The sequence below is a fragment of the Streptomyces sp. 11-1-2 genome (assembly GCF_003595545.1).
Taxonomy (GTDB): domain Bacteria; phylum Actinomycetota; class Actinomycetes; order Streptomycetales; family Streptomycetaceae; genus Streptomyces; species Streptomyces hygroscopicus_B.
Map to the genome: position 1 here is coordinate 4,336,032 of NZ_CP022545.1, position 17,263 is coordinate 4,353,294.

A 17,263-nucleotide genomic window follows, 5' to 3' on the forward strand; every position below is an offset into this window, starting at 1 on the left:
CTCGAGGAATCCGGAAGACCTTGTCACTTCACGCCGGCCACGGTCATTTCAGGAGATCCCGAATTCCTTGCCGATGAAGTCGAAGAGGTCGTCGTCCGTGGCGGACTCCAGCTCCTCCGCGACTCCGGCGCCGTCTTCCGGTCCTCGGTCGTCATTCCATTGCGCGAGCAGCGCCTGCAGTCGCGCGGTGATCCTGCTCCGGCCCTCGTCGTCCGGGGCGGCCCCGGACAGGGACTTCTCCAGCCCGTCGAGTTCCGCGAGCAGCGAGGTGACCGCCGTCGCGTCGTCCGGCAGGATCTCGCCGCGCAGGTACTCGACCAGTGCGTTCGGTGTCGGGTAGTCGAAGACCAGCGTCGCCGGGAGCCGGACTCCGGTGGTCGCGTTCAGGCGGTTGCGCAGCTCGACCGCCGTCAGCGAGTCGAAGCCGACCTCGCTGAACGAGCGGGCCGGGTCGACCGTCTCCGGGCCCGGGTAGCCGAGGACGGCCGCCACCTGGGTGCACACCAGCTCCAGCAGCACCTCTTCCCGCTCGGGCTCGGAGAGCCCGGCGAGCCGCTCCCGCAGCGCCTCGGCACCGGCCGCGGCAGCCGCCGCGGACTCGGCGGCGCGGCGGGCGGGGGCCCGGACGAGGCCACGGAAGAGCGCGGGCAGCATGCCGCTTCCCGCCTGTGCCCTGAGGGCGGCCATGTCGAGCGGCAGCGGTACGAGGACGGCCTCGTCCGAGCCCTGCGCGGCGTCGAACAGCTCCAGGCCGCTCTCGGCCGTGAGCACGCCGACGCCTCCGCGGCGGATGCGGGCGATTTCGGCCTCGTCCAGTTCACCGCCCATGCCGCCGCCGGCCACGGACCACAGGCCCCAGGCGAGGGAGGTGGCGGGCAGGCCGCTGGCCCGGCGGTGCTGGGCCAGCGCGTCCAGGAAGGCGTTGGCCGCCGCGTAGTTGCCCTGGCCGGGGCCGCCGAAGACTCCGGAGGCCGAGGAGAACAGGACGAACGCGGAGAGGTCGCTGTCGCGGGTGAGCTCGTGGAGGTTCCACGCCGCGTCGGCCTTCGGGCGGGCCACGGTGGCCATGCGCTCGGGGGTCAGCGAGGCGATCACACCGTCGTCCAGTACGCCTGCCGTGTGGACCACGGCGGTGAGGGGGTGGGCGGTGGGGATGGACTCGATGACCTCTGCGAGGGCGGTGCGGTCGGCCGCGTCGCAGGCCGCCCAGTGCGCTTCCGCGCCCAGCGCGGTGAGTTCAGCGGTGAGTTCGGGAGCGCCCGGTGCCTGGTCGCCTCGGCGGCTGAGCAGGAGGAGGTGGCGTACGCCTTGCTCGGCCACCAAGTGCTTGGCGAACAGGGTGCCCAGGGTGCCGGTGGCACCCGTAATCAGGACCGTGCCGTCGGGGTCGAACGCGGGGGTCTCCCGCTCTGCCGCCACGGCGGCCCGTGCCAGCCTCGGTGCCCGTGCGGTGCCGTTGCGCACGGCCACCTGCGGTTCGCCTGCGGCGAGGGCGGCGGCCACGGTCTTCCGCGGCTCGCCCTGGCCGTCGGTGTCCACCAGGACGATGCGGTCCGGGTTTTCCGCTTGTGCGGAGCGGACCAGGCCCCAGACGGCGGCTTGGGCCGGGTCGGGCGCGGACTCGTCCGTTCCGGTGCTTACGGCGCCGGTGGTGAGGATGACCAGGCGGGTGTCGGCGAAGCGGTCTTCGGCCAGGTAGGTCTGGAGCAGGGTGAGGGTGTGGGTGGTGGCCTGGTGTACGGCTTGGGTGGGGTTTTCCCCTGTCCCGCCCCTTCCCGCAACCATGGGCTCCGCCCCTGGACCCCGGTCCTCAATCGCCGGACGGGCTTGATTTGCCGCGCTCGGACCGGCTTGGAGTGCCGCACCGGCCGCGAGGGACGCCACGATGTACTCCGGGAGCGCCTTGCCCCCTTCCACCGCCTCTGCCAACGCCGCCAGGTCCTGGTAACTCGTCAGGCCCAAGGTGTCGGGACCCACGGACGCCCAGCGGTCGGGGGTTACCTCTCCGGACGGCGAGGCCGTCACCGGCACCCAGTCCAGGCGGAACAGGGAGTCGGACGCGCCGCCCGCGCGGGCCGCGCCCAGCTGGTCCGGGGAGATCGTGCGGAGGGCCAGGCCCTCGACCGATGCCACCGGGGCGCCCGTTGTGTCGGCCAGCTCCAGCGTCACCGTGCCTGTGGCCGTGCCGTCCAGCCGCACCCGTAGGGCCGAGGCGCCCACCGCGTGCAGGGATACCCCGGTCCAGGAGAACGGCAGGCGGCCCTGGCCGCCGCCCTGCTCGGCGGCGCTCAGACCGAGCGCGTGCAGCGCGGCGTCCAGCAGTGCCGGGTGCAGGCCGAACGCGGCGGCGTCGGACTTGCGGTCCTCCGGCAGGCTCACCTCGGCGAACACCTCGTCTCCGCGCCGCCAGGCGGCCGTCAGGCCCTGGAAGACCGGGCCGTAGTCGAAGCCCGAATCGGCCAGGCCCTCGTACAGGCCGTCAGTGTCGATGCGCTCCGCCTCTGCGGGCGGCCAGGCGCTCAGGTCGAACGAACTTTCCGCCGTGCCCGCCGCCAAGGCGCCGGTGGCGTGGCGCAGCCACGGCTCGTCGGCCGGGGCGCCCTCGGCGCGGGAGTGCAGGGTCAGCGCGCGGCGGCCGGTGTCGTCGGGCGCGGCGAGCGCGAGCCGGAGCTGGACGGCGCCCTGGTCGGGCACGATCAGCGGGGCTTCCAGGGTGAGTTCGTCCAGTCGGTCGCAGCCCGCGTGGTCCCCGGCGCGCAGTGCCAGCTCCACGAACGCGGTGCCGGGCAGCAGCACCGTGCCCATCACGGCGTGGTCGGCCAGCCAGGGCTGGGTCTGCAGGGAGAGCCGTCCGGTGAAGGCGATGCCGTCCGAGTCGGGCAGCTCCACGGCGGCGCCCAGCAGCGGGTGACCGGCCGCGTGCAGGCCGATCGCGGTGGCGTCGCCGCCGACCGGCCCGGCATTCAGCCAGAACGAGCGGCGCTGGAAGGCGTACGTCGGCAGGTCGACCTGGTGCGGGCCGTACGGCGCGTACAGCGCGGTGAAGTCCACGGCGGCGCCCCGGACCTGGGCGGTGCCGACCGCCGTGAGCAGCGTCTCGGCCTCCGGCCGGCCGCCGCGCAGGGCGGTGGCGAAGGAGCCGCCGTCCTCGGTGACGCAGTCCTGCGCCATCGCGGTCAGCACCCCGTCGGGGCCGAGTTCGAGGTAGGTGGTGACGCCCTGGGTTTCCAGGGTGCGGACGCCGTCCAGGAAGCGGACCGCCTCGCGGACGTGGCGTACCCAGAAGTCCGGGCTGGTGATCTCCTCGGCAGCCACCACGCCACCGGTCAGGTTCGACACGATCGGGATCTTCGGAGCCTGGTACGCCAGCCCCTGCGCCACCTCGCGGAAGGCGTCCAGCATGCCGTCCATGTGGGGCGAGTGGAAGGCGTGGCTGACGGTGAGGCGCTTGGTCTTGCGGCCCTCCGCCTCGAAGGCCGCCGCGATCTCCAGCGCCGCGTCCTCGTCGCCCGCGACCACGACCGAGGTCGGGCCGTTGACGGCCGCGATGCTCACCCGCTTGCCGAGCTGCGGGGTCACCTCGTCCTCGGACGCCTGGACGGCGATCATCGCGCCACCGGCCGGGAGCCGCTGCATCAACCGCCCACGAGCGGCCACCAGCTTCGCCGCGTCCGCGAGCGAGAGCACACCGGCCACCTGCGCGGCGGCCAGTTCGCCGATGGAGTGGCCGGACAGGTAGTCCGGCTGCACGCCCCAGGTCTCGACCAGGCGGAACAGCGCCACCTCGACCGCGAACAGCGCGGGCTGGGTGAAGCCGGTCTGGTCCAGCTCCTCGGCGTCGTCCCCGAACAGCACGTCACGAAGCGGCCGTTCGAGATGTGCGTCCAGCTCGTCGCAGACCGCGTCGAGCGCCTCGGCGAACGCCGGATAGGCGTCGTACAGCTCACGGCCCATGCCGAGCCGCTGGCTGCCCTGCCCGGTGAACAGGACGGCCAGCTTGCTGCCCTCGGCCACCGCGCCCTCGACCAGCCCGGTCGCGGTGCGGCCCTCGGCGAGGGCGTCGAGACCGGCCAGGAAGGCGTCCCGGCCCGCGGCGACGAGCGTCGCCCGGTGCTCGAAGGACACCCGGGACGTGGCCAGCGAGTGGCCGACGTCGGCGAGGGACAGCTCGGGGTGGTCGGCCACCTGGGCCCGGAGCCGGGCCCCCTGGGCGCGCAGCGCCTCGGGGGTCTTGGCGGACATCACCCACGGCAGAACGGACGGTTCCACGGACGGCTGAGCGGCCGGCAGCGCGGGCGCCTCCGCCGGTTCGGGCTCCGGCAGCTGCTCGATGATGGCGTGCGCGTTGGTGCCGCTCATGCCGAAGGAGGAGATACCGGCCCGGCGCGGACGCCCGGTCTCCGGCCACTCCCGCGCCTCGCTCAGCAGCGAGACCGCGCCCGACTCCCAGTCCACATGCGGCGACGGCTCGTCGATGTGCAGCGACTTCGGCAGGACGCCATGCCGCATCGCCAGCACCATCTTGATGATGCCCGCGACACCCGCCGCCGCCTGCGTGTGACCAAAATTCGACTTGATCGAGCCCAGCCACAGCGGCTGGTCCTCGGTCTTCTCCTTGCCGTACGTGGCCAGCAACGCCTGCGCCTCGATCGGGTCACCCAGCGTCGTACCCGTACCGTGCGCCTCGACCGCGTCCACTTCACCAGCCGACAGGCCCGCGTTCGCCAGCGCCTGCCGGATCACCCGCTGCTGCGACGGGCCGTTCGGCGCCGTCAGACCATTGGACGCACCGTCCTGGTTGACCGCCGTGCCCCGCACGACCGCCAGCACCCGGTGACCGTTCTTCCGCGCGTCCGACAGCCGCTCCACCAGCAGCATGCCCACGCCTTCACCCCAGGCCGTGCCGTCGGCGGCGGCGGCGAACGGCTTGCAGCGGCCGTTCCTGGCCAGTCCGCGCTGGCGGCTGAACTCGGTGAACACATCGGGGGTGGTGATGATGGTGACACCGCCCGCGAGCGCCATGGTGCACTCGCCGCTGCGCAGCGCCTGCGCCGCCAGATGCAGCGCCACCAGCGACGACGAGCACGCCGTGTCGACGGTGACGGCCGGGCCCTCGAAGCCGAAGGTGTACGACACCCGGCCGGAGGCGATGCTGCTGGAGCCGCCGGTGCCGAGGTAGCCCTCGACGCCCTCCGGGACGGTGTGCAGCCGCGACACGTAGTCGTTGTGCATCTGGCCGACGAACACGCCGACCTGCTTGCCGCGCAGTGCGCCCGGGTCGAGGCCCGCCCGCTCGAAGGACTCCCAGGAGGTCTCCAGCAGCAGCCGCTGCTGGGGGTCCATGGCGAGCGCCTCGCGCGGGTTGATGCCGAAGAAGGCCGGGTCGAAGTGGTGGGCGTCGTAGTAGAAGCCGCCCTCGCGGGCGTACGAGGTGCCGGGCCGGTCCGGGTCCGGGTCGTAGAACGCGTCGAGGTCCCAGCCGCGGTCCTCCGGCAGCCGCGCGATACCGTCCCGGCCCTCGGCCAGCAGCTCCCACAGGTCCTCGGGGGTGCGCACATCCCCGGGGAAGCGGCAGCTCATGGCGATGATCGCGATCGGGTCGTCCGCGTCGGCCACGCCACCCGCCGGGCCTTCCGCCCGTGCGGGAACGGCCGCCGCCGCCTCGGAGCCGAGCAGCTCCTCCAGCAGATATCCGGCGAGCGCGGTCGGCGTCGGGTAGTCGAAGACCAGCGTGGCGGGCAGCCGCAGCCCGGCGGCGCCGCCGAGGCGGTTGCGGAACTCCACCGCGGTCAGCGAGTCGAAGCCGAGGTCCTTGAAGGCCCGGCTCGCCTCGACCGCGTTGGGCGAGTCATGGCCGAGGACCACGGCCACCTGGGCGCGCACCAGGTCGAGCAGGGTCCGCTCGCGCTCGGCCGCGTCCAGCCGGACCAGCCGCTCCACCAGCGAGGAGGCGTCCTGGGCCGCGCCCGATTCGGCGGTGCGGCGGGTCGTACCGCCGCGCACCAGACCGCGCAGCAGCGGCGGCACCATCTCGATGGGCGCGCCGGTGAGCGGCGCCGGGTCGAGCTGCATGGGCACCAGGAACGCGTCGCCCACCTCCTGGGCGGCGTCGAACAGCGCCAGGCCCTCGTCGGAGGACAGGCCGAGCACACCGGAGCGGGTCATCCGGGACTTGTCGGTGGCCTCCAGCTCACCGGTCATCCCGCTGGCCTCGGCCCACAGGCCCCAGGCCAGCGAGGTGGCGGCGAGGCCCTGGGCCTGGCGGTGGCGGGCCAGGGCGTCCAGGAAGGAGTTGGCCGCCGCGTAGTTGGCCTGCCCGGGGCCGCCGAACGTACCGGCGGCGGAGGAGAACAGGACGAACGCGGCGAGGTCCTGGTCGCGGGTCAGCTCGTGCAGGTTCACGGCCGCGTCCACCTTGGGGCGCAGCACCTTCTCCAGCCGCTCCGGCGTCAGCGAGTCGATCACACCGTCGTCCAGCACACCGGCGGTGTGCACGACGGCGGTCAGCGGATGCCCGGCGGGGATGTCGGCCAGGACGGCGGCGAGCGCGTCCCGGTCGGCGGCGTCGCAGGCGGCGATGGTGACCTCGGCGCCCAACTCACGCAGCTCGGCGGCGAGTTCGGCCGCGCCCGCGGCCTGCTCACCGCGTCGGCTGGTGAGCAGCAGACGGCGGGCGCCGCGCTCGGTCACCGCGTGCCGGGCGACCAGGCCGCCCAGGGTGCCGGTGCCGCCGGTGATCAGCACGGTGCCGTCCGGGTTCCACGGGGCGGGCACGGTGAGCACGACCTTGCCGATGTGGCGGGCCTGGCTGAGGTAGCGGAACGCGTCCGGGGCCTGCCGCAGATCCCATGCGGTGATCGGCAGCGCCCGCAGCGCGCCCCGCTGGAACAGCTCCAGCAGCTCGCACAGCATCTCCTGGATGCGGTCCAGGCCCGCCTCGGTCAGGTCGAACGCCTGGTAGGAGACGCCGGGGTAGGCGGCGGCGACCTCTTCCGGCAGCCGGACGTCGGTCTTGCCCATCTCGACGAACCGGCCGCCGCGCGGCAGCAGCCGCAGCGAGGCGTCCACGAACTCCCGGGCCAGCGAGTCCAGCACCACATCGACCCCGCGACCGCCGCTGGCCTCGCGGAACGTGTCCTCGAAGGCCAGGTCGCGGGAGGAGGCGATACGGTCGTCGGCCAGCCCCAGCGAGCGCAGCGTGTCCCACTTGCCCGGGCTGGCGGTGGCGTAGACGTCCACGCCCCAGTGGCGGGCGAGCTGCACGGCGGCCATGCCGACACCACCGGCGGCGGCGTGCACCAGCAGCGACTCGCCGCCCTGGAGGTCGGCCAGGTCGCGCAGCGCGTAGTAGGCCGTCATGAAGACGATCGGCACGGACGCGGCCTGGGCGAACGACCAGCCCTCCGGCATCGGCGCGATCATGCGGCGGTCGACGACCACCAGCGGTCCGAAGCCACCGGGCAGCATGCCCATCACCCGGTCGCCGGGCGCCAGATCGGTGACCCCCGGTCCGGTTTCGAGGACGACACCGGCGCCCTCGCTGCCCATCAGGCCCGCGTCGCCGGGGTACATGCCGAGCGCGTTGAGCACATCGCGGAAGTTCACACCGGCGGCCCGGACCGCGACCCGCACCTGCCCCGTCTCCAGCGGCGCGGCGGCCTCCGGGCTGGGCAGCAGGGTGAGGTTCTCCAGGGTGCCCTTGTCCTGGATGTCGAGCCGCCAGGCCGGCTCGCCGGGCGGCGGCACCATGGGCCCACTGGCGGCGGTGCGCGCCAGCCGGGGGGCGTGTACGGCGCCCCGGCGCAGCACGAACTGCGGCTCGCCGGAGGCGATCGCGGTGCCCAGCGCCTCGTAGGAGGCGTCGGTGCCGTCGAGGTCCACCAGCACCAGCCGGTCCGGGTTCTCCGACTGCGCCGAGCGCACCAGACCCCACGCGGGGGCGTGGGCCAGGTCGTGGGTACCGGCGTCGCCCGCGGTGGCCACCGCGCCCCGGGTGACGAGCACCAGTTGGGACGCCGCGAACCGGTCGTCGGCCAGCCACGCCCGTACGAGCGCCAGTGTCCGCTGGGTGGCGGTGTGGACGGCGGCGGTCACCTCGTCATCGGTGGCGCCGCGCGGGTCGAGGTAGACCAGGACGTACTCGGGCGCGTCCCCGGCCGCGGCCAGCGCGTCCAGATCGGCGTGGACCGCGGCACCCGAGGTCAGCGCGGCGGGCGCGCCCTCGCCGAGCACCGTCCACGCCGCGGTGGCCGCGCCGTCCGTGGCGAGCGGCACGGTGGCCCAGTCCAGCCGGTACAGCGACTCGTGGTAGGCGGCGGACCGGCCGTCCGTGAGCTGTCCGGCCGAGACCGGGCGCAGCGCGAGCTGTTCGACGGAGGCCACCGGGGCACCGGTGCCGTCGGCCAGCTCCAGCGTCACCCCGTCGGCCCCGGCCGGGGTCAGCCGGACCCGGAGCGCGTCGGCGCCGACCGCGTGCAGCGACACCCCGCTCCAGGAGAACGGCAGCCGCCCCTGATCATCGCCGTCGGGCCGGGCGAACGTGCTGTGCAGCGCGGCGTCCAGCAGCGCCGGGTGCAGCCCGAACGCGGTGGCCTCGGACTTGCGGTCCTCCGGCAGCCGCACCTCGGCGAACACCTCGTCGCCGCGCAGCCAGGCCGCGCTCAGCCCCTGGAACATCGGCCCGTACGCGAAGCCGCCCTGCGCCAGGTGCTCGTAGAGCCCCTCGACCTCGGCGGGCTCGGCGCCCGGCGGCGGCCATGCGGTCAGGTCGAACGAGGGCCGCGGGGCACCGGCCACCAGCACACCACTGGCATGGCGGATCCACGGCAGCTCGGCGGGCGCGTCCTGCGCCCGCGAGTACAGCTCCAGCGTGCGGTGCCCGGCCTGCTGCGGGGCGCCGACGAGGATCTGGAGCTGGACCGCGCCACGCTCGGGCAGGACCAGCGGCGCCTCGATCGTCAGCTCGTCCAGCCGGTCGCAGCCCACCTGGTCACCGGCGCGGATGGCCAGCTCGACGAAGGCGGTGCCGGGCAGCAGGACGGTGCCCATGACGGCGTGGTCGGCCAGCCACGGGTGGCTTTCGAGGGAGAGCCTGCCGGTGAACAGGAAGCCGTCGGAGTCCGCCAGCGGCACGGCCGCGCCCAGCAGCGGATGGTCGGCCCGGTCCAGGCCCGCCGACTCCACGTCGCCCACGAAGCCCGCGGGGGACGTCAGCCAGAAGCGGCGGTGCTGGAAGGCGTAGGTCGGCAGGTCGACGCGGTGGGCGCCGGTCCCGGCGAAGTACGCGGACCAGTCCGGCGTCACCCCACGGACCTGCAGGGCGGCGAGGGCGGTGGCGACGGTCTCGGCCTCGGGACGGCCGCCGCGCAGCGTGGCGGCGAATCCGGCCACGTCGGCGTCGGCGAGGCAGTCCTGGCCCATGGCGGACAGCACACCGTCGGGGCCGAGTTCGAGATAGGTGGTGACGCCCTGCGCTTCGAGGGTGCGGACACCGTCGAGGAAGCGCACGGCCTCGCGGACGTGGCGCACCCAGAAGCCGGGGCTGGTGATCTCCTCGGCCAGGACCACGGTCCCGGTGAGGTTGGAGACGATCGGGATGCGCGGGGCCTCGTAGGTGAGGCCCTCGGCCACCTCGCGGAACGCCTCCAGCATCTCGTCCATGCGCGGGGAGTGGAACGCGTGGCTGACGGTGAGCCGCTTGGTCTTACGGCCCCGCTCCTCGAAGGCCGCCGCGATCTCCAGTGCCGCGTCCTCGTCACCCGCGACCACGACCGAGGCCGGGCCGTTGAGCGCGGCGATGCTGACCCGCTCGGTCAGCAGCGGCAGCACCTCGTCCTCGGACGCCTGCACCGCGATCATCGCGCCACCCGCCGGAAGCGCCTGCATCAGGCGGCCACGGGCGGCCACGAGCTTCGCCGCGTCGGCGAGCGAGAGCACACCGGCCACCTGCGCGGCGGCCAGTTCGCCGATGGAGTGGCCGGAGAGGAAGTCGGGCCGCAGGCCCCACGCCTCGGCCAGGTGGAACAGCGCGACCTCGATGGCGAACAGCGCGGGCTGGGTGAACCCGGTCTGGTCCAGCTCCTCGGCGTCGCTCCCGAACATCACGGTCTTGAGCGGCCGTTCGAGGTACTGGTCCAGCTCGTCGCAGACCGCGTCCAGCGCCTCGGCGAACGCCGGGTAGGCGTCGTACAGCTCACGGCCCATGCCGAGCCGCTGGCTGCCCTGGCCGGTGAACAGGAACGCCACCTTGCCGTCCGCCACCGAACCCTGGACCAGCCCCGACGCCGACTCGCCGCGCGCCAGCGCCTCCAGGCCCGAGACCAGCGCCGCACGGTCCCCGCCGACCACGACGGCACGGTGGTCCAGCGCGGCACGGGTGGTCGCGAGCGAGTACGCCAGGTCGGTCGGTGACAGCTCCGGCCGCCGCTGAAGGTCGGCGAGCAGCCGCTCGGCCTGCGCCCGCAGCGCGTCGGCGCTCTTCCCGGACACCATCCAGGGCAGCACGGACGGCCGGGCGGCCGGCAGCGCGGACCCCTCGGCCGGTTCGGGCTCCGGCGCCTGCTCGATGATGGCGTGCGCGTTGGTGCCGCTGACGCCGAAGGAGGAGATACCGGCCCGGCGCGGGCGCCCGGTCTCCGGCCACTCCCGCGCCTCGGTCAGCAGCGAGACCGCGCCCGACTCCCAGTCCACATGCGGCGACGGCTCGTCGATGTGCAGCGACTGGGGCAGTACGCCGTGGTCCATCGCCTGCACCATCTTGATGATGCCCGCGACACCCGCGGCCGCCTGCGTGTGACCGAAGTTGGACTTGATCGAGCCCAGCCACAGCGGCTGGTCCTCGGTCTTCTCCTTGCCGTACGTGGCCAGCAGCGCCTGCGCCTCGATCGGGTCGCCCAGCGTCGTACCCGTGCCATGGGCCTCGACCGCGTCCACCTCGGACGCCGAAAGACGCGCGTTCGCCAGCGCCTGCCGGATCACCCGCTGCTGCGACGGGCCGTTCGGCGCCGTCAGACCATTGGACGCACCGTCCTGGTTGACCGCCGTGCCCCGCACGACCGCCAGCACCCGGTGGCCGTTCTTCCGCGCGTCCGACAGCCGCTCCACCAGCAGCATGCCCACGCCCTCGGCCCAGCCGGTGCCGTCCGCGTCGCCCGAGAAGGACTTGCAGCGGCCGCTGGCCGACAGCCCGCCCTGGCGGCTGAAGTCGATGAAGGTGTCCGGGGTGGACATGACGGTGACACCGCCCGCGAGCGCCATGGTGCACTCGCCGCTGCGCAGCGCCTGCGCCGCCAGATGCAGCGCCACCAGCGACGACGAACACGCCGTGTCGATGGTGACCGCGGGGCCTTCGAGACCGAAGGTGTACGCCACCCGGCCCGAGGCGACACTGCCCGCCGTACCGGTGCCGAGGTAGCCCTCCAGGCCCTCCGGCAGGGCGGTCAGCCGGGAGAGATAGTCGTGGTACATGACGCCCGCGAAGACGCCCGTCTTGCTGCCGCGCACGGTCGCCGGGTCGATCCCGGCCCGCTCGAACGCCTCCCAGGAGCTCTCCAGCAGCAGCCGCTGGTGCGGGTCCATGGCGAGCGCCTCGCGCGGGTTGATCCCGAAGAAGTCGGGGTCGAACTCGCCCGCGTCGTAGAGGAATCCGCCCTCGATGGTGGCGCTGGTGCCGGTCTGCTCGGGGTCGTCGCCCAGCAGCCCGTCGAGCTGCCAGCCGCGGTCGGTCGGGAAGCCGGAGATGGCGTCCACCGAGCCGGTGACGAGCTGCCACAGCTCCTCGGGGCTGGTGACCCCGCCCGGGTAGCGGCAGCTCATGCCGACGATGGCGATGGGCTCGTCGTCGGCGACGGCCACGGTGGCGGCGGGGGCCGACGCTGCCTCGTCGGCCTGGTCGCCGAGGATCTCGGTGCGCAGGAAACCGGCGAGCGAGGTGGGCGTCGGGTAGTCGAAGACGAGGGTGGCCGGGAGCCGTACGCCCGTGACGGCGCCGAGGCGGTTGCGCAGCTCGACGGCGGTGAGCGAGTCGAAGCCCAGCTCCTTGAAGGCGCGCCCGGCGCCAACGGCTTCGGGGCCCGCGTAGCCGAGGACGGCGGCGACCTGACCGCAGACGATCTCCAGCAGCAGCCGGTCGCGCTCGGGGACGGACAGTCCCAGGAGCCGCTCCACGAGCCCGCCGGGGGCCGCGCCGCCGCCCGCCTCCACCACGCGGCGGCCGGGGGCCCGCACCAGGCCGCGCAGCAGCGCGGGGACCATGGTGGCGTCGGCGTGGCGCAGCGGCGCCAGGTCCAGGTGCATGGGGACGAGCGTGGGGTCGCCCACGGCCAGCGCGGTGTCCAGGAGGGCGAGGCCCTCCTCGGAGGAGAGCGCGGCCACTCCGGCGCGGGTGATGCGCTGGATGTCGGTGTCGTCCAGGTCGCCGGTCATCCCGCTGCGCTCGGCCCACAGGCCCCAGGCGAGGGCGGTGGCGGGCAGCCCCTGGGCGCGGCGCCGGTGGGCGAGGGCGTCCAGGAAGGCGTTGGCGGCCGCGTAGTTGGCCTGGCCGGGGCCGCCGAGGGTGCCGGCGGCGGCGGAGAACAGCACGAAGGCGGACAGGTCGAGGTCGCGGGTCAGCTCGTGCAGGTGCCACGCGGCGTCGACCTTGGGCGGCAGAACGCGGTCGACGCGCTCGGCCGTCAGCGAGCCGATCACACCGTCGTCCAGCACGCCCGCCGTGTGCACCACGGCGGTCAGCGGATGCTCGGCCGGGATGGCGGCCAGGGTCGCGGCGAGGGCGGTGCGGTCGGCCACGTCGCAGGCGGTGAGGGTGACGTCGGCGCCCGACGCGCGCAGTTCGGCGACGAGTTCGGCGGCGCCGTGGGCGTCGGCCCCGCGCCTGCTGAGCAGCAGCAGGTGGCGCACGCCGTGCTCGGTGACCAGATGGCGGGCGACGAGCCCGCCGAGGGTGCCGGTGGCGCCGGTGACCAGGGCGGTGCCCTCGGAGTCGAGCGCGGGGACGGTCTGCTCGGGGTCGGCGGCGACCTTGGCCAGACGCGGGACGACCACGGTTCCGGCGCGGACCGCGAGCTGCGATTCGCCGGTGGCCAGGGCGGGGGCGAGCGCGCGGTACGAGGCGTCGCTGCCCTCGATGTCGACCAGGGTGAAGCGGTCCGGGTTCTCGGACTGCGCGGAGCGCAGCAGACCCCACAGCGGGGCGTGGGCCAGGTCTCCGGTGTTGGCGTCGGCGGAGGTGGCGACGGCGCCACGGGTGGCGATCACCAGCCGGGAGCCCTCGAAGCGGGCGTCGGCGAGCCAGCTTTGGACCAGCTCCAGCGCGCGGTGCAGGGCCTCGCGTACGGCGGCCTCGACGGGACGGTCCGTCTCGTCCGCGAAGAACGGGGCGACGACGGCCTGCGGCACCGGAGTCCCGGCGTCCACGGCCTCGCCGAGCGCGGCCAGGTCGGCGTAGCCGGCGGCGGTGGGCAGCGCGGCGGCGAGCTCGGGGTGCTCGGCGCCCAGCAGCGCCCACTGCCCGGCCACGACGGTGGTGGCGGCGGGCACCGGGGCGGGGGTCCACTCGACGCGGAACAGCGCCTCGTGGAAGGCGGCGCGCGCGGCGTGCACCTGGTCGGGCGAGACAGGGCGCAGCAGCAGCGAGTCGACGGAGGCGACGGGTGCGCCGCTCTCGTCCGTGACCAGTACGGCCACGGCGTCCTGACCGGCGGGCGAGAGCCGGACGCGGAGCGTGGCGGCGCCGACGGCGTGGAGCCGGACGCCGCTCCAGGAGAAGGGGAGACGGCCGTGTTCGGTGTCCTCCAGGAGGGAGCCGATGCCCACGGCGTGCAGGGCCGCGTCCAGCAGCGCGGGGTGCAGTCCGAACAGCTCGGCCTCGGCGCGGGCGCTCTCGGGCAGCCGCACCTCGGCGTACACCTGGTCCTCGTGCTGCCAGGCGCCCTGGAGCCCCTGGAAGACCGGGCCGTAGGCGAATCCGGTCTCGGCGAGCCAGTCGTAGAGGCCGTCCACGGGGACCTCGGTGGCCCCGGCCGGCGGCCAGGCGGTGAGGCTCTCGGAATGGTCGGAGGGCGTGGCCGCGCCGGTGCCGAGCACACCGGTGGCGTGGCGGGTCCACTCGCCCTCGCCCCAGGTGCCGTCGGCGGCGTCCTCCAGGCGCGAGTGCAGGGTCAGCGAGCGGCGGCCGGTCTCGTCCGGGGCGCCCACGGACACCTGGAGCTGGACGCCGCCCTGCGGGGGCAGGACCAGCGGGGCTTCGAGGGTGAGCTCCTCCAGGACGTCCGCGCCGACGTGGTCACCGGCGCGGATGGCCAGCTCCACGAAGGCGGTGCCGGGCAGCAGCACGGTGTCCATGACGGCGTGGTCGGCCAGCCACGGGTGGGTCTGGAGGGACAGCCGGCCGGTGAAGAGGAATCCGGCGGCGTCGGCGAGCGACACGGCGGCGCCGAGCAGCGGATGGTCGGCGGAGCCGAGTCCGGCGGCGGTGACGTCGCCGGTCCAGGGGCCGGGCGGCTCGGGCCAGTACAGCTCGCGCTGGAAGGCGTAGGTGGGCAGTTCGACGCGGCGGGCGCCGGAGCCCTCGAAGACCGCGGCCCAGTCGACGGCCACGCCGTGGACGTGGGCGCGGGCGAGCGCACCGGCCAGGGCGGTGGCCTCGGGGCGGTCGCCGCGCAGCATGGGGACGAACACGGCGCCGTCGGAGGTGACGCAGTCCTGCGCCATGGCGGAGAGCACCCCGTCGGGGCCCAGCTCCACGTAGGCGCCGACGTCGTACTCCTCGAGCCGGCGGATGCCGTCGGTGAAGCGGACCGCCTCACGGACGTGCCGGACCCAGTAGTCGGGCGAGCAGATCTCGTCGGCGGAGACCGATCCGCCGGTGAGATTGGAGATTATGGGGATGACCGGCGGGGCATAGGTCACCTGCCGGGCGACCTCGCGGAAGGCGTCCAGCATCCCGTCCATGCGGGGCGAGTGGAACGCGTGGCTGACGGTGAGCCGCTTGGTCTTGCGGCCCTGGGCCTCGAAGGACGCGGCGATCGCGACAGCCGTCTCCTCGTCACCGGCGATGACGACCGAGGTGGGCCCGTTGAGCGCGGCGATCGACACCCGCTCGGTGAGCAGCGGCGCCACCTCGTCCTCGGCCGCCTGGATCGCGATCATCGCGCCACCGGCGGGCAGTTCCTCCATCAGCCGGCCACGGGCGGCCACCAGCTTCGCCGCGTCGGCGAGCGACAGCACACCGGCCACCTGCGCGGCGGCCAGTTCGCCGATGGAGTGGCCGACGAGGAAGTCGGGCTTCACACCCCAGGTTTCCAGCAGCCGGAACAGCGCCACTTCGAGGGCGAACAGCGCGGGCTGGGTGTAGCCGGTCCGGTCCAGCAGTCCGCTGTCCTCGCCGAACATCACCTCGCGCAACGGCCGCTGAAGGTGCTGGTCGAGCTCGGCGCACACCTCGTCCAGGGCGCGGGCGAAGGCCGGGACGGCCGCGTACAGCTCACGGCCCATTCCGGTGCGCTGGCTGCCCTGGCCGGTGAAGAGGAACGCGACCTTGCCCTCGCCGACCTCGCCGCGCACGACGCCGCCCGCGGGGGCGTCCTCGGCCAGCTCGGCCAGTCCGCGCAGCACTTCCTCGCGGCCGCCCTCGCCCGCCAGGACCACGGCCCGGTGGTCCAGTGCGGCGCGGGTGGTGGCCAGCGAGTGGGCCAGGTCGACCAGGCCGAGGCCCGGCTCGTCCCGCACATGGGCGGTGAGCCGCTCGGCCTGGGCGCGCAGCGCCGCCGCGCTCTGCGCGGACACCAGCACCGGCACCAGACCGCCGACGCCGGTCCACTCCGAAGGCGTCGCGTCCTCGCCGGGGGCCTCGCGGTCCTCGGCGGGCGCCTGCTCGATGACGGTGTGCGCGTTCGTACCGCTCACACCGAAGGAGGAGATGCCCGCGCGGCGCGGCTGGCCGGTCTGAGGCCACGGGGTGTTCTCGGTGAGCAGGGAGACGGCACCAGCCGTCCAGTCCACGTCCCGGGAGGGCGCGTCGACATGCAGGGTCCTGGGCAGCACACCGTGCTCGATGGCCTTGACCATCTTGATGATCCCGGCGACACCGGCCGCGGCCTGGGTGTGCCCGAAGTTGGACTTGATCGAGCCGAGCCACAGCGGGCGGCCCTCGGCCCGGTTCTGCCCGTAGGTGGCGAGCAGCGCCTGCGCCTCGATGGGGTCGCCGAGGCTGGTGCCGGTGCCGTGCGCCTCGACGGCGTCCACCTGGGCCGGGGTGAGCCGGGCGTCGGTGAGCGCCTGGCGGATGACGCGCTGCTGGGACGGGCCGTTGGGCGCCGTCAGACCGTTGGACGCGCCGTCCTGGTTGATGGCGGAGCCACGCACGATGGCCAGCACCGGGTGGCCGTTCTTGCGCGCGTCCGACAGCCGCTCGACGAGCAGCATGCCGACGCCCTCGCCCCAGCCGGTGCCGTCCGCGCCGTCGGCGAACGCCTTGCAGCGGCCGTCGGGCGCCAGGCCCCGCTGGCGGCTGAAGTTGATGAACGCGCGCGGGCTGTTCATCACCGTGACACCACCGGTGAGCGCCAGCGAGCACTCGCCGCCTCGCAACGCCTGGATGGCCAGGTGCAGCGCCACCAGCGACGCCGAGCACGCGGTGTCGACGGTGAGGGCCGGGCCCTCCAGACCGAAGGTGTAGGAGATCCGGCCGGAGATGACGCTGGCCGCGTTGCCGGTGAGCAGATACTGCTCCACGCCCTGCGGCAGCGTGTGCATCAGCTCCGGATAGTCCTGGCCGTTGGTGCCGACGAAGACACCGGCCTTGCTGCCGCGGAGCGTGGCCGGGTCGATCCCGGCCCGCTCGAACGCCTCCCAGGACGTCTCCAGCAGCAGCCGCTGCTGCGGGTCCATGCCGAGGGTCTCGCGCGGGCTGATCCCGAAGAACGCGGCGTCGAACTCGCCCGCGCCCTCCAGGAATCCGCCCTTGTCGGTGTAGCTGGTGCCCTGCTGGTCGGGGTCGTCGGCGAAGAGCGCATCGGTGTCCCAGCCGCGGTCCGTGGGGAAGTCCGCGATGGCGTCGCCGCCCGCGGCCACGAGCTCCCAGAGCTGCTCCGGAGACGTGACGCCGCCGGGGAACCGGCAGCTCATGCCGACGATCGCGATCGGCTCAGGCTCCTGCGACTCGACCTCGCGAAGACGCTGCCGCGTCTGGTGCAGATCGGCAGTTACCCGCTTGAGGTAGTCGAGGATCTTGTCCTGATCCGCCATTGGAGTCTCACCCATGCTT

General features: G+C 74.1%; 1 protein-coding gene. It reads right to left on the reverse strand.

All coding sequences use genetic code 11. The annotated features are described in order from the left end of the window. Positions 1–48: 48 nt before the first annotated feature. The gene (locus CGL27_RS18440) at positions 49–17,259 is read right to left on the reverse strand and encodes a type I polyketide synthase (RefSeq protein ID WP_240450548.1); all 17,211 of its coding nucleotides are present in this window, start codon (positions 17,257–17,259) and stop codon (positions 49–51) included. Positions 17,260–17,263 lie beyond the last annotated feature (4 nt).